Genomic DNA, 20,425 nt, shown 5'->3' on the forward strand with positions numbered 1-20,425 from the left:
CGCCACGTCCCTGGTTGGGTGGTATCTTATTGATCAATAAGGCGACACCACTTACACTTCAAGAAACCCACCACCCAACTTGTATTCCGTGCCATGCGCTTCCTGCACGCCGCCGACCTGCATCTCGACAGCCCCTTGCGCGGCCTCGACCGTTATGAGGGCGCTCCAGTGGATGAGGTGCGTGGCGCCACCCGTCGCGCCTTCGATAACCTGATCGCCGTCGCCCGGCGCGAACGAGTCGATCTGGTCGTCATCGCCGGCGATCTGTACGACGGCGACTGGCCGGATCACAACACCGGCTTGTTTTTCATCAAGGGCGTGGCGCAATTGGCCGAGGAAGGCATCCCGGTCGCCATCGTCCGGGGTAATCACGACGCGGCCAGCCGGCTCACCAAGGCCCTGCGTCTGCCGGCGAACGTGCATCTGTTCGCGGACGCCAGCCCGGAAACCAAGATCTTCGCCGACATTGGTATCGCCGTGCATGGGCAGAGCTTCGCCACCGCCGCCGTGGTGGACGACCTGGCCGCCGCTTATCCCCGCCCGCTGGCCGGCTATTTCAACCTGGGCCTGCTGCATAGCGCGCTCGACGGTCGTCCCGGTCACGACCCCTACGCCCCAACCACGCTCGATGTGCTGCGCGGCAAGGGTTACGACTACTGGGCACTGGGCCACGTCCACGCGGCGGAAATCGTGTGCCGCGAACCGTGGGTGGTCTATCCGGGCAATACCCAGGGCCGCCACATCCGCGAAGTTGGCCCCAAGGGCTGCACGTTGGTGACGGTCGAGGATGGGGCGATTTCGCGGCAATTCGTCGCGCTCGACGTGATGCGCTGGGACACCCTGTCGCTCGATATCGATGGCTTGCCCGATCTGGATGCGCTGCTGGATGCGGCCCGGCTGGATTTGCGACGACGGCTCGCCGGGGCCGAGGATCGCGCGCTGGCGGTGCGGGTTCAGGTACGGGGTAGCGGTCCCCTGCATCAACGACTGGCCGCGGATCGCGAAAAGCTGGAACAGGAACTGCGCGCCGTCGCGATCGAAGCCAGCAACGGGCGGGCCTGGATCGAGAAAATCGAATTCCGCACCCGTCCGCTGCTGGATCTCGACCGCATCGCCGAACGCGACGATCCCATCGGTTTGTTGGTGCGTGAGTTACGCCGATTGGCGGCGGACGAAGCCGCGCTGCGCGCCGTGGCTACCGAAGCGCTGGGCGAGTTGCGACAAAAATTGCCCATGGAACTCCGCGAGGACCGCGACGCCTTGTGTCTGGACACCGCCGATGCCTTGCTCGAACTGCTGGGCGAGGTGGAGGCCGATCTGCTGGCGCGGTTGTCCGGGGACGAAGGCGCCCGATGAAGATCGAGCATCTCTATCTCAAAGCCTTCGGTGCGTTCTCGGAACGCCGGCTCGATTTTAGCGGCGGGCCGGATTTCCATGTCATTTACGGTCCGAACGAAGCGGGCAAGTCCACCACCTTGCGCGCGCTCATCGGCCTGCTGTTCGGGATCGAGGAGCGCACCGCCGACAACTTTATCCATTCAAACCCCCGCTTGCGGATCGGCGCCGCGCTGGCGACCGCCGACGCCGGGCGGCTGGCGGTGATGCGGCGCAAGGGGCGCAAGCAAACCCTGTTTGCATTGAACGAGGCCAGTGGTGAGGAACGGACCGATCAGCCACTGGCCGAGGATAGGCTGACCCGGTTGTTGGGCGGCCTGGACGAAGCGCTGTACCGCGCCCTGTTCGGGCTTGACCACGATGGACTGACGCGCGGCGGCGAAGCGCTGCTGGAAGGCAAAGGAGAGATCGGCCAAAGCCTGTTCGCGGCGGCGGCGGGATTGGCCGACCTGCGCCAGTTGTCGGACAAGCTGGAGGCCGAGGTCTCGAAACTGTTTCGCCCACGAGCCGGCAGTAGTGAAATTCAGGTCGCCCTCAAGGAGTTGGAAGAGCAGCGCAAACGGGCACGGGAAGCCACGGTGCGTTCCTCGGCCTGGGAGCAGGCCGAGCGGACCAGGCGTCAAGCCGAGAAGAAGCATTCGGAGCGGCGCGTGGAATTGAATCGCTGGCGTGAGGAACAGCGCCGCTTGTCCCGGATCATCGCCCACCTGCCGCTGGCCGCCGAGCGCTCGGCGAAACTTCAGGAACTGGCCACGCTGGCCACGGTTCCTCTTCTGCCACCGGAGGCCGGACAGCAACGCATCGAAACCGAGGAACGCCTGCGTGCCGCCGCCGACAACCAGCGGGAAGCCCGGGCGGCGCTGGAGGAGTTGCGCCGACAGTGCTCCCAACTGGTGGTCCGCGAAGCGTTGCTGAGCCATGCGGGTGCCATTGAGCGGCTGCATCACGCCGCGAACGACTACCGGGGCACTCTGGAACGCCTGCCCCGAATCGAAGCGGATCTCGATGCCGCGCGCCAGACTCTCGCCGGCCAGCTTGCCGAGATCGATCCGGCGCTGGCGGCGGATCTTGCGCCCACCGAACTGTCGGAGCGGAGCCGTGCGCTGGCGCCCGTACCCACGGCGCGGGCGCGGGTACAGGCGCTGCTGGAGGAATGCGACAAGCGGTCGGCCCAGAGCGAGCAACTGGAAGAACGGGAGCGCGAGCTGACCGACATGCGCCAGCGACTGCGGGATGAGCTGGAAACCCAGCCCGTACCCATGCCCTTCGAGGCGCTGGAACAGGCGCGCGAGCAGGCGGCCGCGCCCGGCGACCTCACCGGCCAGTGCGTCCAGTTGGAGCGAGAAATCGCCGCACTGGAAACCGCGCTCGTTCACGAAACCGCGTCGCTGTGGGAAGGGACGCTTGATGCGTTGATCGCGCTGCGCGTGCCGCCCTTGGCCACGGTGACCGAGATGGTTGACGGCTATCGCCAGTGGGCCGAGGCGGAACGTTCGCTCAACAAACAGGATGAAATCCTGCAACGGGATATCGGCGAGCGGGAACGCGAATTGCGCGGATTGGCGGCGGCCGGCGAAATCGTGACCCACGATCAGGTATGGCAGGCCCGTCAAGCGCGCGACGCAGGCTGGCGGCGGATTCGCCAGGGTTATGTCGAGCGCACGGCGGAACCCGCGCTGGCCGATACCTTCGAGCTTGCCCTGCGGGAAGCCGACCGCTTGGCCGATTTGCTGCACGCCGATGCCAAGCGAGCCACCAGCGTCGAGAACCTCCGCCAGCGCATCGCCGACATGCAGCGGGCGCGTTCGGAGCATGTGGCCCAGTTCGCCGCGCTGACGGCCGAACGCGACCGGCTCGACACCCGCTGGAAGGCGATCGCCGAATCCTTGCGCCAACCCGATCTTTCGCCTGGCGCGGCGGCGGAGTGGCTGGGCAAACAGGCGCTGCTGGTCGAACGTGCCGCTCGTCTGGACACGCTGCGACGGGAACGGCGGGAGATCGGCACGGCACTGGCGGTGGCCCGTCAAACGCTGGATCGGGCCTTGCGGAAATGCGGGTTGCCGGCGCTGAGCGATGACGAAGCCCTGTCGGTCGCGCTCGGCCGTGCCAAGGTGGCCATTGAGCAGGGCCGCCAAACCGCCATGGCACGCGCCAAGCTCGATAGCGGCATCCGCCAATGCGAAGCCGAACTGAGTGAAGTCGCCTCGAAGCGCGCCGGACTGGCCGGGAAACAGGCGATCTGGCGGGTGCAATGGAACGCCGCCATGAGCGAATTGCGGTTGTCGCCCCAGTCCTTGCCGGCGGAGGCGCGAGTCCGGCTCGATCAATGGGATCGGCTTGCCCAGACCTTGCGCAAGCTGGAAGGCTTATCCGGCGAGGTCCAGCGGGAACGGACGACCCGTTCCGACTTTGAAAGCGCGCTGGCTGAATTGGCGCATGTCGTCGGCGAACCCGCCGCCGATCAGACGGCCGACCGGACCGCCATGGCGTTGTATGGCGGGTTGAACGAAGCGCGCGACGCCGACCGGCGGCGCAAGCAAGCCGACGCCGCCATCGCCCGGGAGCGGCAACGACTCGACCAGGCGGAGGCCGCCGCCGCCAAGCAGCGCGACCACCTGACCGAATTGATGCGTCGCGCCGGGGTGGAATCGCCGGACGAACTGGCGGTGGTCGAGGAACAAGCGACGCACAAGCGGCGGCTGTCCGAGCGAGTGACCGAGATCGAGGAGCAACTGGTGCGCGGCGCCGCTCGCCCGCTGGCCGAAGTGCTGGCCGAGATCGAGGGCGAGGATCTGGATGCCGCCAACGCCCGCCTGGACCAATTGGAAACCACGATCCGCGAGGGTGAAGCCGAGCTGGAAACCGCGTATGCGATCTACCTGGACGCACGCGGCGCTTTTGAGGCCATCGACGGTGGTGACGTGGCGGCACAGGCACAACAGGGTGCCGAGGAGACGGCCGCCCGTATCGCCCGGCAGTCCCGAGCCTACGCCCGCGCCCGGCTGGCCGGAGCCGTCGTGTCGCGGGTCGTGCAGGCGTACCGGGAGCAGCATCAGGGACCGGTGCTGAGCCGTGCCAGCGAGATCTTCGCCCGAATCACCCTGAGCAGCTTCAGCGGCTTGGTGATGGATTACCAGGATGACCGACAAATCCTGCTCGGCCAGCGGCCGGATGGCGCGCGGCTGAGGGTGGCGGGGATGAGTCAGGGTACCCGCGACCAGCTTTTTCTGGCCTTGCGCATTGCGGCCATCGAGGAACACCTGCGGGAGCGCGAGGCCGTTCCCATCGCCATCGACGATTTGCTGGTGCAGTTCGACGATGACCGGGCCGTGGCGACGCTGGCGGTATTGGCCGAATTGGCGCGCCGCGCGCAGGTGCTGTTTTTTACCCACCACAGCCATCTCTGCGAGTTGGCGGCGGTCGCGCTGCCGCCGGACGCCTGGCGGCGGCACGACTTGAGCGCCGATCCAAGCGGCATGGCCATGGAGGTCCGCCCATGAGATCGACCGGTAATCCCCTCGCCTTGCGGGAGAGGGGATATGGGTAGGGAGGTCTCTCACTCGCCGTTCGATCCCTTGCCGCGCCGCGCGCCCAGCGCATCCCCCAACTGATACCAGTCTACCTTGCGGGTCAGCGCCATCACCAGCGCCAGGGCGCCAAACAGCGTCACCGAACCGGCCAACAGGGCGAGATCCTCCAGGCTGATCAACACGTACAGAATCCCGAACACCGCGCCGATCAGCGCCCCGAAGCCCAAACCCCAGCCCAGGCTACCCAGCACAAAGCTCAGATAATAGGCCAGCAGCGCCACGCAGCCGGCGGTGGCGATCACATAGGCGATCCCGAAACCCACATGTTCGGACAGCGACAGCAACAGCAGATAGAACAGCACCAGCGCCGTGCCGGCCAAGCCGTACTGAAAGGGATGAATCGCCAGCCGCTTGAGCACCTCGAACAGGAAGAAGGCGGCGAAGGTCAGGCCGATAAACAGCAGTCCGTATTTGATCGCCCGGTCGGTCTGCGTGTAACTGTCAGCCGGATCGACGAAGCGCACCCCGATCAGCGTATCGAGCGACTGGCCGCCGCGCAGGCGGGCGTTCAACTGATGGAGCATGTTGGTGGCCAGCCGGGTGGTGGACCAGGCGGCGGAAAAACCGGCATCGCTCACCTGGCGTGACTCCGGCAGAAACTGACCATAAAAACTGGGGTGCGGCCAGTTGCCGCGCACGTCGATGCGGGTGGTATCGCCCACCGGCGCCACATCGAAGGACTGGGTGCCGCGCAGGTCGAGCGCGAATTCGAACTCGGCCGACCACCCGTGCTGGAGATCGAGACCCGTAAGACGGGCCTGGATGCCATTCGGCAGCTTGTCCTCGCCGGTGCCCGGCAGGAAATCAAGGCGTTGTCCGCCCCACGTCAGCACCGGTACTCGCAGGATGCCGCGCGGATCGCTGATCGCGACGATCAGGCGCGGCTCGCCGAATTCGATCTGCTCGTTCGGGTCGGGCTTTCGCAATTCGCCCTCGGCGGCAAAGCGGCCCTTGAACGAAACGGCGCCGCCGAACACCACGGCGTGGTAAAGACTGCGTCGAATTTGTTCGGTGTTCAGGTTGGCCTGGACATCCAGTTCGGCCGGCAGCAGATAAAGCCGGTCCGCATAGCGTCTTTCGACCTCGACCGTTTTACCTTCTTCCGACTGGATGGGCTTCTGCGTCTTGACGATGCGGGTATAGGGAATGACCAGCAGCGGTCCGACCAGGGTTTGGTCGCGGGCGGTGGCGGCGGCGATGCCGGCGACGACCTGATCGCGGCGCTGCGTGCGCTCTCTCACCAGATAATCGATTTGCGACAGGCCGGTGGCCAACACCACCGTAACCAGAAACACTAAAACCACCTTGACGAACAGCGGATTTCTCATCGGGGCTTCCTCGGTTGAATGAACGAGGCCAGCCTAACCAAGCGAATTGAGGTCCCGATGTGCGGGAGGTGCGGGAAATGTGAGGATTGGGTGAAGTAGTCAAACGCGGGGATCGAGGGCGAATCAGGCCGCCGACAGTGTAAGCCGGGCAGCAACTCCAGAAGCCGTTCCAGCGGCGTCCAGCACATTATCCACCGTGATCGTCCCACCGTGCAGTTGCGCGACTTCCCGGACGAAAGCCAGCCCCAGCCCGGTGCTTTTGCGGCCGGTATCCGGGCGGGGCAGCGAATAGAAGCGCTCGAACAGCCGCTCGCGGGCATAGTCGGGAATGGCGCTGCCGCTATTGATCACGGTCAACCGCCAGGCATCGCCGACCGGAACGGCCTCGATTACGATGCTTCCTTCCGCGGGCGTAAAGTCCAGTGCGTTATCGAGCAGGTTGCCAATGGCCTGCACCAGCAGGAACGGTTCACCCAGAAAGGCCGCGCCCTCGGAAATCCGCTTGTCGATCCGCAAGTTCTTGCGGGCGACGGCGGGCGCGCGGGCGGTCAGCCATTCCTCCACGGTCTGACGCAAGGCAACCGGCCGCCGCTCCTGCGGTTCGCGCCGCTGCTCGACGGTCGCCAGCGCCAGCAGGCGTTCGACCAACTGCTGGAGCCGTTCGGCCTCCCCGGCGACCAGTCCGGCGAAGCGCTCGCGTTGCGGCCCCGGCAGTTCGCCCTGCAACAGTTCGGCGGCGCCGGCGATGGCCGCCAGCGGGCTTTTCATCTCGTGGGTGAGGGTGTGGACGTAGCGCTCCACGTAATCCCGGCCATCCAGCTTGCTCCGCATGGTTTCCAGCGCATCCGCCAGCGCCCGCAGTTCCGGTCCGCCGCCTTTCGGGGCGCGCATCCGCCGGCCGTCGGCGGCGGCGCGGGCGTAACCGGCCAACCGGCCGATGGAACGGGCCAGCGACCAGGAGAACGCCAGCCCCACGGTCAGCGACACCGCCACCAGCACGGCGGCGGCGCGATACAGCTTGGCTTCGGCCCGGTCCACGTAGGGCTGGACGCTGGCGCCGGGTTTGGCCACGGTCAGCACGCCGACGATGCGCTCGCCGTCCCGAACCGGCGCCGCCACGTACATCACCGAGCTCCGATCGTCCTTCGGATTGTCGCGGGTGGTGCGGGCGCCGTACTGGCCGCGCAGGGTCAGGTAGACATCGTTCCAGCCGGAATAGTCCTGACCGACAGCGCGCCCGCTGGAGTCGAACAGCACCACGCCCCGCTGGTCGGTGATGTAGATGCGATGGTCGAAAGCCTGCTTGGCGATATCCCAAATTCGGGCGTTGGGTGCGCGACGGGCGTATTCCGCCAACCGGTCCTGGAAATGGCCATCGGCAATGCTCCCGTCGAGCAAGTCGTCGCGCACCAGCACCGCCAGCAGGTTGGCGGTGTCGATCAGCGTGTCCTCGGTCGCCTGGCGAAAGGCCGGTTTGAGTTCCTTGCCGAAGATGTTCAGGGAGAAATAGACGCCCAGACCGACGATCAGGAAGTAGCCGAGAAACAGCTTGAGACCCAGACGCATGGCGGCGCGGTTTCAGGATCGGTCCACGACTCGGATCGAATAACCCAAACCGCGGTGGGTGCGGATCGGATCGAATTGCGGTTCGATCTCGCGCAGCTTGGCTCGCAGCGTCTTGATGTGGGTGTCCACGCTGCGCTCGAAGCTGGCGGCGGGATCGGGCCAAACCCGATCCATCAGTTGGGCACGGGAAAACACCCGTTCCGGCTGGGCCAACAAGGTCTTGAGGATGAGATATTCATAGCGGGTCAGGTCCAGGGGACGGTTCTGAAACCGAATGGTGGCGCGGGCCTCGTCGATTTCGAAGCCGCCGGCCCCGGTGGTTTCGCCGGCGGCCGGTTCCGCCGCGATGGCGTGGGTTCGGGCGCTGCGCTTGAGGATGGCCTTGACCCGGGCGGCCAGTTCGCGCGGGCTGAACGGCTTGCTGACGTAATCGTCCGCGCCGAGTTCCAGCCCAAGTACCCGGTCCAGTTCGGCGTTGCGGGCGGAGAGGATCAGCACCGGGAGGTCCGAGTCGCGTCTTATCGACTTGAGCAGCTCCAGCCCGGAGCCATCGGGCAAACCGATGTCGAGGATCAGCAGATCGTGGAGGCCGGTGGCCAACTCGGTTTCGGCGTCGCGGGCCAGGGTACGCCAGACGACCTGGAATCCCTCGCTGCTCAGGGCGAATTCGACGATTTCGGCGATGGTGGGTTCGTCCTCGACCAGCAGGATGCGGGCGGCCATGACCGGCGAAACCCGCTCAGGGACGCCGCGCGACAAAGGTATTGCATTCCTTGACGTCGCCGGGTTTCAGCCCCATGGGATCGACCCCGAATATCGGGCTCGCCACCATCACCAGCAGCAAGCCGCCGCCGCCGCCCAGCTTGATGCCGCCGCCGCCACGCCGGACGGATGGTGACTCGTCCCGCCGGTCTTCCACGTTACTGCTGCGCCTCAGATCACGCCAACGCATTGGGGAGCCCTCCTCCGGTTCGATGGAAAAGAGTGTAGCCGAAAGCGGCCCCCAGCCCGACCACGGGTGATTATTCCGGCGCGCAGATTTCCCGCCGCCCAATCGCGAGCAGGGTCCGAAGCACCAGCACCACGACCACTAGCGAGAGCAACGCCAGCAGCGCGACACCTAACCCAGTAAAAAACGGGAGGCTGGCCAAGTGCGTGGCCATGATCAGGGTGGCGAGCGTCAGCGCGGCCAATGGGAAGGAGTAGGCCCAGGCGGAAAGGAAAAAGGGCAGTCGCAGGAAGCGCACGGCGTTGCTGGCCAGCAGCAGGGCCAGAAACAGCGCGGTGTAATACAGGACACGCGCGAAGGCGTCGATCTCGCCGGTCAGGTGGGTATAGGCGATGAACCCCACCGACGGCGGCGCCAGCAGGATAAACAGCGTGGGCGCCAGTCGCGCCGGCAGTGCCTCGTGGAAGAACAGCCGGTACAGCACGATGGTCATCAACACGATCCAGAACACCAGGCCGATGCTGAAGAAGAACCAGGACAGCTCGGGCGAGGCCAACCGTACTCCGGCCACCGGTACGATTATGTTGCCGACCACGGGGATGAACCAGGCGGGATTGGCGTGCTTGATATCGTAGTGAGTGTGGTGCAGCCAACTGCCAAAGATCGCCAGGGTGAAGCCAAGATGCAGGATAGCGCCGACGACCCACAGCCAGAATGCCGCCTCGGGCGCCGATTCCAAATAGGCGATGGCAAGTAGCAGCAGGGAAATCGAGACGGTCGGGAAGAAGTTGATCTTCACGGGGTGACGCATTTCCATGGCGACCGCCTGCGGATAACGCAGGGCTTTCAGGGCATAAAAAACCAACAGGATGACGAACAAAGCGCTGACCGCTCCGCGCAGACCCGTGCCGATCATCGGCGGTACGCCCAGCACGAGGTGGGCTTTCTGCCAGGCCAGCGCCAGTCCGGCCATGCCCATGACGATCGAGAAAAAGGCGATGGGGAATTGTTCGAGGCGCGCGGGTGAAATCGCCTGCTCGGGTATGGGAGCAGGCGCGGATTGCGTCGGTGTCGAGGTGTTCATAACTGGTCTGCGAGCGATCTGGTTTGAAAGGGATTTTACGGCGCCAGGCCACACCGTTGGATCGCGATGATCGACATCGGACGGCATGCGGCATGTTTAGTAAATTAGTATAAGACGCGATGTTCGACTTTTCAGGCGATCAGGCTCTCAAACTGCAGGTCTGACCGACCGATTTGCCGGTTCATGAAAATACCCAAGGTGTGCGCCAAGATTTTTCGGGCGATCCGACTCGTCAAGTGCCAAACATCCCGCGCCCGGATTTTCTCAAAATGAAACTGCTCGGTCAGTTGACCGATGACGGTTTCCACGAGGCGGCGGGTTCTCGTCAGTTGTTGGATGATCCAAGGCGCACGGGAATCGGCCATGTTCGCCCGCAAGGGGGTTTGCAAATCGATCCCCGTGGTTGCCAGTTCCGCCTGAAGACAGGCGCTCAGGTATCCCTTGTCGCCAATGACCAAGCCGTGAACGCCGTCCGTCAAATCCCAAAGCGCTTCGCGTTCATCACCGGCGGCGGGGGTCACCGTCCACGCCGTGATCACGCCATCGAATGTGATCATCAAGTGACCATGAAGTCCATAATAATACTGCTTTTTTGCCGCGCAATAGCCGAAGCCGGCCGCCTCGGGAAAACATCGGCATTGCGGGGCACGGGTCAGCATACACACCGGCATGGGGCAGCCATCGACGAGGTGAATAGGGTCCGTCACCGCCCCCAAGTCGATCAGCAGATGCCGATGCAGCCGCTGTTTGACGACCCAGAGATTGGCCGCTTGCTGGGCAAACGTGGTTCGCGATCCGAGTCTTGGAAACCACGACGGCCAATGACGACGGAAATACTTCCAGATGCCCACATCGGTATCCAAACCCAGAAACTCACCCACCACCTCCATGGTGATCACTTCGCTGTCCGCCAACTTCGGGGCAAAACCACGCTGGCGCAAGCGATGATCCCCCAGCAGGGCTTCCAGGTGTTCTTCTACCCAGCAAAACACCGTGATGATAAAGTCTTCAAGCGGCATGGCGGTCTCTCCGTGCGGTTGAGGTGGTTGGTTCCTCTCAGCTTAGCTCGCACCGTCATGCCGCATCGGTCTGCCCTCATCTCTCCTCGAAAAAGTCGAACATCGCGTTATAAGCTAATACAGAAGCGTCGTGAACCGGGATTGCGGGTGAGGCGTGGCTACCGCCAAGGGAGTTACCGCTTTTTCCAAAGGCCGGCGTCCGCCAGTCGCTTCACCAGCGTGGTGCGGCGCCGGTGCGGCGCCATGAAACGTTGCAGGGCCTGCTCGAACTGTTCGTGGCTCGCGTGCCGCTGGTAGGCTTCGGCCAGATCGACCACGGCGCGCCGTACCTCGTCGTAAGCCGATGCCACACCCCGTTCGGCCTGCTGGTCCGCCGTCGCCCAAGCCCGGTCGAAGTCCCGCGCCAAAGTGCTCAGATACGCCTCGCGCTGTTTCCGCCGCTCGGCATCGGCGCGGGCGTGAGCCTCGGCTTCCCGCCGCAGGCGAAGTTGAGCAACTTCCTCGGCCAGGCGCCGGAGTTCGGCCACGGTGCGGCGGGGCGTTCCGGCCACGGAGGACGGACGCCGTTCGCGTTGCCAGGCGGCGAAACGGGCTTTCAGAGTGCGTTCGGCCTGCTGTCCCCGACCGTCCAGCAACAGATGGAGCAGTTCGCGCGTTTCATTCGCCGGCACGGTGTCCAGCCAGGTTTCCCTCTCTTCCGGCGCTGGAACATCTTCCACGGCGGCGGTGCTGGCGATGGTTGCGGCGGTCAGCAGGTCGAGGCCAACGCCCAGGAACTTGACCAGGGCGCGCTGCGCCGAAGTCGGCTGCTGCATGCCGGCCGGCACCGGCGGTTCCAATTGTTCGTCCTTCACTTCGCCGGCCTCGACCGCCGCCAGCCAGCCGAGGTAGAGCGCCCGCTGCTCGCCGCATAGCAGTTCGTCGCGCAGAGGCGTCAAACGGGCCATCCAGTCGCACCCGTCGTCCTCTCCAAAGCGGTCGTAGTCCTCCGATTCGTTCAAGCTCCAGTCGATCACCCAGTGTTCGCCGGTCTCCTTGATCAGAAAGGCGTATTTTGTCGTATAAGCGGCGGCGGTCTCGGCGTCCAGCGCGTCGTGGGGCAGGCGCAGGGAAAAATGGCATTGCCCCCAGTTGGCCAAATAGACATGGGCGTCGAAATAGCGCCGCATCAGGGTATCGGGACTGCCCTTGAAGTCGCCCCAGTGATACTCGTTGACGAAGCTCGTCGGGGTGATCCGGGCGCGGGTCGACAGGGCACGCAGCTCGGCGATCTCCTTGGCGCTCAGTGGCCGGTCGATGGCCAGGAATTCGTAGTATTGGTATTCGCTCATGGGTGGGCCTTTATGGGGATTCCGGTCGAATCGGTGTTCAAGTCGTGTTTCACGGCGCCTGCTTCATGAAGCCGACTGTCAGGTCGAGATCGACCGTGCCGCCGTGTCCGCTCAGCAAGCTGCATTCGAAGCCCGCCGAGCGGATATCGATCAGTCCGTCGAGCCCATTCTCGACGATGAAGGTTCCGATATCGGCAAGCCCCACCGTTCAAATGGTGTAGTTCGGCGCCGCGCCGGGAATCTCGATACTGGTGAGCGTCGAGCCATCGCACTGGACCGCGGCGGGTTTGCCGATGCAGTCATCCCCGTAGAGCGCGGTCAACGCCTCGGCCAGCAGGCGCGAGTCGGCTTGTAGATGATGCTTGATTCGGCCCGTATCCAAAACCAGCGTCGCGGTGGCGCCGTCTTCGATCACGTCGGCGATGGTCCCAGAGAAGTACATCATGGCGCGCGCTCCATGAGTCGCTTGCACACCGCCTCAAGCGATGGATGTGGAAAATCACAGGTCTGTTCGCTAGTCATGCCGCCAGGGTTCATGGGCGTCTCCAGTGGACGTTGAAGGATTGAGAGATTGTAGGAAAAGGGACGAGAGCGGCCCTTCCCTTGTCTTGCGCGAGAGCAGCCACAGAGGGGGTGTCGAGCCGCTCACCCCACATATTGCAGCGCAAACGGCACCATCTCTCCCAGAATTTTCCGAACGGCGGCGTTCGTCGCCTGGACCGCGCCGTGGGCATTTTCGCTGGGAGCCGGTTCCACCGCCTCGAACACCTGGGTTCCCAGCACATGTCTGCTTTTCATATCCAGCACTTTGATACGGGCGGTCAACCGCACCGTGCTGGGTTGAGTCATGAATTCCTGCTGCAAGCGGATTAGATCCACATCCACCCGCAAGTCGGCCAACCCTGGTGCCGGCGGCGATACCACCGCCTTGAACACTCCAGTGGTTTCGAACGCCCGCACCAGGATGGGTAGCAGCATCTTGGCCGGTGTGTCGCTCCAGCCGCTGTCGTTGTAGTAGTCCAGCTTCAGCGGCTCCCGGCTGTAGGCGATGCGGTTGGAATCGAATCCCGGTGCTGCCCTGGGCACCGCCACCAGCAGGATCTTGTTGCCAGTGCGTTGGATCGGTGGTGGCGCGAAGGCCGCGACTTCCAGCAAATAATCCTGTCGCGGCGGTGACTTGTCCTGTGGCAATAGACAAGCGCTTAGCGCCAGGGCGGTCAGTAGCACGCCCCCAAACCGGACCCACCGTCGCCCGCGTTCGCGTTCAAGGCACAACCCGTTGTGATTCCGCACATTCCGTCCTTTTTGACTTTTATTCGCGGTTAAGCGGCTTCCCACACGCTTACTTCTCCCCAGGGTCCGGCCGACCGCTGGGCTTGCCCATCAGCAGGGCGCGCGGGTTTTGTTCCAGCAATTCGGCCAGCCGTCGAAGGACCACCACCAGTTCGTTGGCGTCCGTCAGCAGGTTATTGAATTCCGGTACGGTATTCTGCCCCAACTGTCGCAATTCCCGTTGCCCGACTTCAGCCAGGCCGCTCAAGTCCCGGCTGGTCCGATTGAACGTGTCGGCCGTTCGACGCACCGCTTGGGCGCCCGCGCGAAAATCGCTCAGAGTGGCCCGAAGCTGCACGCTCAAATCGCCGCTTCCCTGCAACATCGTCGTCAGTTGATCCAGCGCCTTGCCCAATTGCGTCGCCCGTCCCGCCAGCGTGCCGGTGAAGACTTCCACATGGTCCAGGGTCTGGCGGATGCGGTCGGAGCGGTCGGCCACCGCGCCGGTGATCGTGCTGAGATGTTGCAAGGTCTGGGTCAGGGCGCTTTGATTCTGATCGCCCAACAACCGTTCGACGCGCCGCGACAGATTATCCACGTTGGTGATGATGTTGTTGAAAGCCTCGTCCAGGCGGGCCACCAGCGACGGCCCGGCCTGAATCACCGGCAACTCCTGTCCCGGTTGTTTCTCCAGGGGAAGCGATTGGCCACCACCGCCGCTGAGTTCCACCGCCGCTACTCCGGTGAGCCCTTGCTTGGACAGGGTGGCGATGGTATCGCGACGGATCGGCGTGCCGCGTTCGATGTTCAGCACCACATCCACCTGATCGGGGTTAGCGGGATCCAAGCGGATGGATTCCACCTGTCCGATCTGAACGCCGCGATAGCGGACCGCCGCCTTGAGGCTCAGACCAGCCACCGATTCGTGAAAGTACACGCGATAACGGCTGTAGCTCTTGTTCTCGACCCCGATCGTCAGCCAGAACGCCACGCCCACCGCCGCCGCGCCGAAGAGAATGACGAACAGGCCCACCAGGGCATAATTCACTTTGCTGTACACGCTTGTCCCCGCGCCGCGCGACCGCGCGGCCCCTCAAAATAGGCCCGGATCAGCGGATGTTCGGCCGTCACCAACTCCGCCATCGGCGCGAAGCCGATCACCCGCCGCTCGCCCAGAAACGCCACCCGGTCGGTGGCGTGCCACAGCGAATCCAGGTCGTGGGTCACCATCACCACCGTCAGCCCCAGCGATTCCTTGAGCTGCACCACCAGTTCGTCGAAGGCGCCGGCGCTGACCGGATCGAGGCCGGAGGTCGGCTCGTCCAGAAACAGCAGCGCCGGGTCCAGCGCCAGCGCCCGCGCCAGCGCCGCGCGCTTGAGCATGCCACCGCTCAGTTCGCGCGGCAGTTTATTGCCGGTGTCGGCCGGTAGACCCGCCAGCGCGATTTTGAGATCGGCGATTTCCGCGATCCGCCGGGCCGACAGCCGGGTATGCTCGCTCAGCGGCACCGCCACATTCTCCCGCACCGTGAGCGAACCGAACAGCGCTCCCTGCTGGAACAACATGCCGAAACGCCGTCGCAGCCGGAATGCCGGGCCGTCGCCGATCCCGACAATCTCTTCTCCGAACAGCTTGATGGAACCCGCCGCTGGTTTCAGCAGCATGATCACCGCCCGGACCAGGGTGGTCTTGCCGGAACCGCTGCCGCCGACCAGGGCTACCACCTCGCCCCGTGGAATCGCGAGGTCCAGGTTGTCGTGAACGACCGTCTCGCCGAAACTCGTGCGCAGGCCACTGATTTCGATCACCTTCTCCGCCAGACCCATGTTTAGCGCCATAACCCGACGCTACCCAAGACTACCGAGAACAGGGCATCGGCGGCGATCACCAGAAAAATCGACTGCACCACGCTGACCGTGGTCTGTCGGCCGACGGCGTCGGCACCGCCACGTACCTGGAAGCCCTGATAGCAGCCGACCAGGGCGATGATGGCGGCGAACACCGGCGCCTTGCCGATCCCGATCAGGAACGAGGTCAGCGTCACCACCCGCGGGAAGCGGTCGAGGAAATCGCCATAGCTCACATCCAGCATGGTTCGCGCCATGACCATGCCGCCGAACACGCTCAGCGCGTCCGCGAACAGCGTCAGCAACGGTAGAGCCACCACCAGGGCCAGCAGTTTGGGCAACACCAGCAGATTCATGGGTGGGATACCGATGGTGCGCAGCGCGTCCACTTCCTCGGTAATCTGCATGGTGCCGATCTGGGCGGTGTAGGACGAGCCGGTGCGGCCGGCGACGATGATGGCGGTGATCAGCGGCGCCAGCTCGCGCAGCATGGTCAGCGAAACCAGTTCGACGATGAAGATGTTGGCGCCGTAAAGCTCCAGTTGCCGACCGCCCTGATAGGCGATGACCACGCCCATCATGAAGGCCAGCAGCGCGACGATGGGCAGGGCATGGACGCCGGCGGTTTCGATGTTGCCAAACAGCGCCCGCCAGCGAAACCGCCTGGGATGCAAGAGCAGTTGGCCCAGCGCCAGCGCCGCTTCACCGACGAAAGCCAGAAAATCGATGCTACGCCGCAGGTAATGCCAAGCCCATCGGCCCAGCCGTTCCAGCCGACCCGGCGGCGTGGCCAGCGGCGGTGGTTCTCCGGCGGCGGCGCGGCGCTCCCGCACCAGATCCAGCAGTTCCCGGTGTTCCTCGTGCAAGCCAATCAGTTGCACCCGGCGACCGTCCCGTTCCAGCACGGCGACCAGATTGAGCAGTTGCAGCGCGCCGGTGGTGTCGATGGCCCGAATGCCGGAGCCGTCCAGTTGCAGCGCGCCGCTTGACCAGCGGATGCCTTGCAGTTGTGCGTCGAGCGCCTCGATGCCCGCCAGGGTCCAGCGACCCTCGCAGCGGTAGTGGCCCTGGTCGCGACGGACGGCGGCGGGTTCGGCGGTCGGAAGGAGATTGGACACAGTCATGGTTTACCGCCAGTCATACCGTTCTCGGAAGTAGATATAGACCGATGGTTATAGCCAGCGCGGACGATAGGAGCAACCTTAACCAAGACGTGAATCGTTATGGTCGAGGTTGCTCCTGCACACAGGAGATGGGCTACTCTACTGTGGACTCCAGAAACCGGCAGTGACGGTACACTCCTCGGTGATCGGGCCGGTGGTATAAGTACCGCCTAGGTCATCACCAACGTAGCTACCCCCGCAACCGTCGACCGAGTAAACATAGTAATAATCATCGGCGAAAACGGTAAAGCTGGCGGTCGCGCCGTGGTCGACCGTTTGCGAGGACGGACTGATGGTGCCGCCGGAACCGGCGGTGGCCGTGATCACATAGGTCGCGAGGCGGAAGCTGGCGGTGACGGTACAGTCAGCGGTGATCGGGCTGGTGGTGTAGGTCCTGCTGCTGGAGGGGTACTCGCCGCCGTTGATGCTGCCGCCGCAGCCGGTGACCGTATCGATATAGTAGCCGGGGTCGGGAGTGACAATGAAGCTGGCTGTCGCACTGGGGCCGACCGTCTGCGAGGGCGGACTGATGGTGCCGCCGGGACCAGCGGTGGCCGTAACCAGGTAGGTTGCGAGGCTGAAGCTAGCGGTGATGGTACAGGGAGCGGTGATCGGACCGGTAGTGTAGGTCGTGCCGCCAAGGCTACCGCCGCAGCCGGTGACCGAGGCGATTTGGTAATCGCTGTCGGGGGTGACGGTGAAGCTGGCGGTAGCGCCGTGGTCGACCGTCTGCGAGGGCGGACTGATGGTGCCGCCGCCGCTGGCTGTAGCAGTGACCGTGTAGCTCTTAAGGGTGAAGGTCGCGGTACAGGCTAGACTCTGGGCCGGCATGGTGAAACTGGCCGCGCAAGGGCTGGGGCTCCATCCGGCGAAGGTGCTACTGACGTCCGGAGTGGCGGTGAGGGTCACGCTGGTACCCGCCGGATAGCCGCCACCGCCACCGACCGTACCCGATCCGGTCCCGGTCGTGGTCAGGGTGAGCAAGTAGCTCTCGGGCGGCAGCGCACTGAAGCTAGCGGTGACGGTACAGGGAGCGGTGATCGGACCGGTAGTGTAGGTCGTGCCGCCAAGGCTACCGCCGCAGCCGGTGACCGAGGCGATTTGGTAATCGCTGTCGGGGGTGACGGTGAAGCTGGCGGTAGCGCCGTGGTCGACCGTCTGCGAGGGTGGACTGATGGTGCCGCCGCCGCTGGCTGTAGCAGTGACCGTGTAGCTCTTAAGGGTGAAGGTCGCGGTACAGGCTAGACTCTGGGCCGGCATGGTGAAACTGGCCGCGCAAGGGCTGGGGCTCCATCCGGCGAAGGTGCTACTGACGTCCGGAGTGGCGGTGAGGGTCACGCTGGTACCCGCCGGATAGCCGCCACCGCCACCGACCGTACCCGATCCGGTCCCGGTCGTGGTCAGGGTGAGCAAGTAGCTCTCGGGCGGCAGCGCACTGAAGCTAGCGGTGACGGTGCAGGGAGCGGTGATCGGACCGGTAGTGTAGGTCGTGCCACCGAGGCTGCCGCCGCAGCCGGTGACCGAGTTGATAACGTAGCCGCTGTCGGGAGTGACGGTGAAGCTGGTGGTCGCGCCAGCGTTGACCGTTTGCGAGGGCGGACTGATGGTGCCGCCAGGACCAGCGGTGGCCGTGACCAGGTAGGTCACGGTTTGTTGCGCTTGAGCATAGCCATCATCGGAGTTGCTAAGACCGCCACACCCCTTGGCGTTGCACGCTCTAATCGTATAGGCATGGGTAGCACCGGGCGCCACATCGGTATCCTCGAAGGCGGTGCCGGTTGGCGAACCGAGCAGGAAGCCATCGCGATACACCTCATAGGCGATCGCGCCGGCCACGGCATTCCAGGTAATCCGCACTCGATCGGCGAAGGTGCCATCGCTGGCGTCGACCCCGGTCGGCGGTGGCAGGACGGCATCCGTGGGTTCCTCCCGAGGCAAGACCGGGGTTTGTTCGTCCTCGTCCTGACGGGTTTGCAACTGGCTGGCGACCGGTTCCAGGCAGGACACGCCGCCGCCGGCCGGACCACAGGGTGCCTCGACGACATCGGCGTCGGCCCGCAAGGCCTGCTGCACCAGCGGATCGATGCCGGACACGGGCGGTGCGGCCGCCGTGCCGCGCCGGGTGGCGGCCCGGGCCAGGAAGGCGGTGATCAGCGGCGACTGGCAAGCCGCCGGGGCGACCAGGCCGCTCACCCCGGCCTGATCGGCGGCGGCGCGCACGGCGCACAGGGTCTCGCCGGCGGCGACGCTGCCATACCAGTAGCTGTTGACCAGCAGCGCGCTCAGGGTAAAGCGCGACAGGGGGGTGTCTTGCGGCTGCCGGGCGGCTGCCGTGCTCACCGCGGGCGCCACTTGCCGGCCGGTGCTGGCCGGTGTGCTTTGCAGCGCCAAGCGCACCCGCTCGGCCATGGTTTGCAGCGCGCGCAACCCGGCGCCCTCGACCGGCACGGTCGCGGGGGTGCCCTGGGCGGCGCCGTTGCGGAAAAAACTCACCGTCACGCTGGACGCGGCATCGGTCAGCTGGTAATCGCTGAATCGCGCCTCGACGCCACTGGAATCGATATAGGCGTCGGGCAGACCATCGTCGGCCAATGACAGATCGGCGGACTGGCCGGTGGGACGGCTGGCCCAGGTGATGCCCTCCAGCCGCGTGGGCACGCCGTCGCCGCGCTTGGTGGCGATCACGCCGGTGCTTTCCCCCAGCGCCGCGCCGGTGCCGTTGCCGGCCACGGCCATCGGATTGAGCACATCGGTAATGGCGGCGATCAACGCCAGCCGGGAGGGCGTGGCGGTGCTGCGGGCCACGATGAAGTTCTGCTGCGGTTCGGACCATTCGGCGGTGGTGGTCTGGCCGGTCTCGGGGAAATTGTCGAAGACGTATTGGCGACGGAGCCCGGTCAGGTATTCCGCTCCCAGGGTGGTGACGGCGAAGTTGACGTTGGCGAATTCCACCCCGTCGAGATACGCGCGCAGGTTGTGGGTGCCCTCGCCGAGCCGGTTCCAGTTATAGGTAAAACCGAAACCGTTGTTGGTGTCGCCGCATACACTCTGGGTGTCGGGTCGGTCGGTGCCGTAGGCGATGGCTTGCCGCGCGCCGCCGTCGAGGCTGAACTCGACCCGCTGCCCTTCGCAGGCCCAGCCCCGGATCAACTCGACCCCGCTTTGGTACGAGCCTTGGGCCGGCGCTTCCAGCGCCGCCCGGGGATGGGTCGACGGCGGGGTGTTGGCCGGGATCGTCGCTTGGCGGGCGAACACGAAGTTCTGCTGCGGTTCGGACCAGCGCACCTGGGGTTCATTGCCGGCGGCGGGGAAGTCGCGCAGGGTGTATTGCGCCCGCAGGCCGGTCAGAAACGCCCGGCCCAGGGTGGTGACCGTGAAGTTGACGTTGGCGAATTCCACTCCGTCGGCGAAGGCCCGCAGGTTGTGGACGCCGTCGCCGATTTCGCCCCAGTTCTGGGTGAAGCCGAAGCCGTTGTCGCTGTCGCCGCAGAGGGCGGCGGTGTCCGGCCGGTCGGTGCCATAAGCGATGGCTTGCAACGATCCGCCGTCGAGGCTGAATTCGATCCGTTGCGCCGCGCAGGCCCAGCCCCGGATCAGCCCCACTCCGCTTTGTACGAAGGCTCCCGCCGCGGGGGATTCCAGCACGGCCTGGGATTGTGCTCGCGAGGAAGAACTCAATAGTGCGAGACACAATCCCAGGAACAAGGCAAGAAAATTTACTAACAATCTGAAATGACGATTATTAGTCATTGGAATATCCTCTATGGCTATCCGTTAAGCTCATCGGCAACAAGCTAAGAATGAATGCAATTATGAATTGCGAGCTGTTGAGGACGACGCGGCCTGACGGAGACAGGGGGTTAGGCTGGGTGTGTTTCGA

At 64.7% G+C, this 20,425-nt stretch carries 16 protein-coding genes; 2 read left to right on the forward strand and 14 right to left on the reverse strand.

Features of this window, described 5'->3' with window-relative positions; genetic code table 11:
- The first annotated feature begins 93 nt into the window (after positions 1-93).
- Both IPM89_11205 and IPM89_11210 read left to right on the forward strand, forming a co-directional pair.
- The gene (locus IPM89_11205) at positions 94-1,356 is read left to right on the forward strand and encodes a metallophosphoesterase (protein QQS53443.1); all 1,263 of its coding nucleotides are present in this window, start codon (positions 94-96) and stop codon (positions 1,354-1,356) included.
- The gene (locus IPM89_11210; protein QQS53444.1) at positions 1,353-4,895 is read left to right on the forward strand and encodes an AAA family ATPase; all 3,543 of its coding nucleotides are present in this window, start codon (positions 1,353-1,355) and stop codon (positions 4,893-4,895) included. The genes IPM89_11205 and IPM89_11210 overlap by 4 nt, the downstream gene beginning before the upstream one ends.
- Before the next feature lie 56 nt (positions 4,896-4,951).
- On the opposite strand, the gene creD is transcribed toward IPM89_11210, so the two are convergent.
- The 14 genes from creD to IPM89_11280 all read right to left on the reverse strand — a co-directional run bounded on the left by creD (position 4,952) and on the right by IPM89_11280 (position 20,190).
- Positions 4,952-6,313: a cell envelope integrity protein CreD gene (creD, locus tag IPM89_11215; GenBank protein QQS53445.1), complete on the reverse strand. Its 1,362-nt coding sequence runs from the start codon at positions 6,311-6,313 to the stop codon at positions 4,952-4,954.
- Between the two features lie 123 nt (positions 6,314-6,436).
- Entirely contained in the window at positions 6,437-7,879 is a 1,443-nt protein-coding gene (gene creC / locus IPM89_11220) for a two-component system sensor histidine kinase CreC (GenBank protein QQS53446.1), read from the reverse strand.
- Positions 7,880-7,891: 12 nt separating this feature from the next.
- On the reverse strand, positions 7,892-8,602 hold the full coding sequence (gene creB / locus IPM89_11225) for a two-component system response regulator CreB (GenBank protein QQS53447.1): 711 nt from the start codon (positions 8,600-8,602) through the stop codon (positions 7,892-7,894).
- A gap of 16 nt (positions 8,603-8,618) precedes the next feature.
- On the reverse strand, positions 8,619-8,831 hold the full coding sequence (locus IPM89_11230) for a neutral zinc metallopeptidase (GenBank protein QQS53448.1): 213 nt from the start codon (positions 8,829-8,831) through the stop codon (positions 8,619-8,621).
- A gap of 70 nt (positions 8,832-8,901) precedes the next feature.
- Entirely contained in the window at positions 8,902-9,912 is a 1,011-nt protein-coding gene (locus IPM89_11235) for an SLAC1 anion channel family protein (GenBank protein ID QQS53449.1), read from the reverse strand.
- A 131-nt stretch (positions 9,913-10,043) separates the two neighbouring features.
- Positions 10,044-10,931 carry an IS982 family transposase gene (locus IPM89_11240; GenBank protein QQS53450.1) on the reverse strand — a complete coding sequence of 296 codons (888 nt, stop codon included), beginning with the start codon at positions 10,929-10,931 and terminating at the stop codon, positions 10,044-10,046.
- Between the two features lie 173 nt (positions 10,932-11,104).
- Positions 11,105-12,262, reverse strand: coding sequence for a hypothetical protein (locus IPM89_11245; protein ID QQS53451.1), 1,158 nt, complete (start codon positions 12,260-12,262; stop codon positions 11,105-11,107).
- A gap of 49 nt (positions 12,263-12,311) precedes the next feature.
- Complete coding sequence (locus IPM89_11250) at positions 12,312-12,467, reverse strand: hypothetical protein (GenBank protein QQS53452.1); 156 nt, start codon at positions 12,465-12,467, stop codon at positions 12,312-12,314.
- 3 nt (positions 12,468-12,470) lie between these two features.
- Positions 12,471-12,707, reverse strand: coding sequence for a hypothetical protein (locus IPM89_11255; GenBank protein QQS53453.1), 237 nt, complete (start codon positions 12,705-12,707; stop codon positions 12,471-12,473).
- Between the two features lie 200 nt (positions 12,708-12,907).
- Positions 12,908-13,489, reverse strand: coding sequence for a membrane integrity-associated transporter subunit PqiC (locus IPM89_11260; protein QQS53454.1), 582 nt, complete (start codon positions 13,487-13,489; stop codon positions 12,908-12,910).
- Between the two features lie 115 nt (positions 13,490-13,604).
- Positions 13,605-14,594, reverse strand: a complete 990-nt coding sequence (locus tag IPM89_11265) for an MCE family protein (protein QQS53455.1) — start codon at positions 14,592-14,594, stop codon at positions 13,605-13,607.
- Complete coding sequence (locus tag IPM89_11270) at positions 14,579-15,361, reverse strand: ATP-binding cassette domain-containing protein (protein QQS55890.1); 783 nt, start codon at positions 15,359-15,361, stop codon at positions 14,579-14,581. The genes IPM89_11265 and IPM89_11270 overlap by 16 nt, the downstream gene beginning before the upstream one ends.
- A 2-nt stretch (positions 15,362-15,363) precedes the next feature.
- Entirely contained in the window at positions 15,364-16,506 is a 1,143-nt protein-coding gene (locus IPM89_11275) for an MlaE family lipid ABC transporter permease subunit (GenBank protein QQS53456.1), read from the reverse strand.
- Positions 16,507-16,644: 138 nt separating this feature from the next.
- Entirely contained in the window at positions 16,645-20,190 is a 3,546-nt protein-coding gene (locus tag IPM89_11280) for a hypothetical protein (GenBank protein QQS53457.1), read from the reverse strand.
- Between the last annotated feature and the right edge of the window lie 235 nt (positions 20,191-20,425).

The organism is Candidatus Competibacteraceae bacterium (assembly GCA_016699715.1).
GTDB lineage: Bacteria > Pseudomonadota > Gammaproteobacteria > Competibacterales > Competibacteraceae > Competibacter.

Bases quoted from the DNA above. Each gene is read 5' to 3' on its own strand.
- IPM89_11205 (QQS53443.1), top strand. From the start codon at position 94: ATGCGCTTCCTGCACGCCGCCGACCTGCATCTCGACAGCCCCTTGCGC.
- creB (QQS53447.1), bottom strand. From the start codon at position 8,602: ATGGCCGCCCGCATCCTGCTGGTCGAGGACGAACCCACCATCGCCGAA.
- IPM89_11255 (QQS53453.1), bottom strand. From the start codon at position 12,707: ATGATGTACTTCTCTGGGACCATCGCCGACGTGATCGAAGACGGCGCC.
- IPM89_11210 (QQS53444.1), top strand. From the start codon at position 1,353: ATGAAGATCGAGCATCTCTATCTCAAAGCCTTCGGTGCGTTCTCGGAA.
- IPM89_11235 (QQS53449.1), bottom strand. From the start codon at position 9,912: ATGAACACCTCGACACCGACGCAATCCGCGCCTGCTCCCATACCCGAG.
- IPM89_11230 (QQS53448.1), bottom strand. From the start codon at position 8,831: ATGCGTTGGCGTGATCTGAGGCGCAGCAGTAACGTGGAAGACCGGCGG.
- creC (QQS53446.1), bottom strand. From the start codon at position 7,879: ATGCGTCTGGGTCTCAAGCTGTTTCTCGGCTACTTCCTGATCGTCGGT.
- IPM89_11240 (QQS53450.1), bottom strand. From the start codon at position 10,931: ATGCCGCTTGAAGACTTTATCATCACGGTGTTTTGCTGGGTAGAAGAA.
- creD (QQS53445.1), bottom strand. From the start codon at position 6,313: ATGAGAAATCCGCTGTTCGTCAAGGTGGTTTTAGTGTTTCTGGTTACG.
- IPM89_11270 (QQS55890.1), bottom strand. From the start codon at position 15,361: ATGGGTCTGGCGGAGAAGGTGATCGAAATCAGTGGCCTGCGCACGAGT.
- IPM89_11275 (QQS53456.1), bottom strand. From the start codon at position 16,506: ATGACTGTGTCCAATCTCCTTCCGACCGCCGAACCCGCCGCCGTCCGT.
- IPM89_11245 (QQS53451.1), bottom strand. From the start codon at position 12,262: ATGAGCGAATACCAATACTACGAATTCCTGGCCATCGACCGGCCACTG.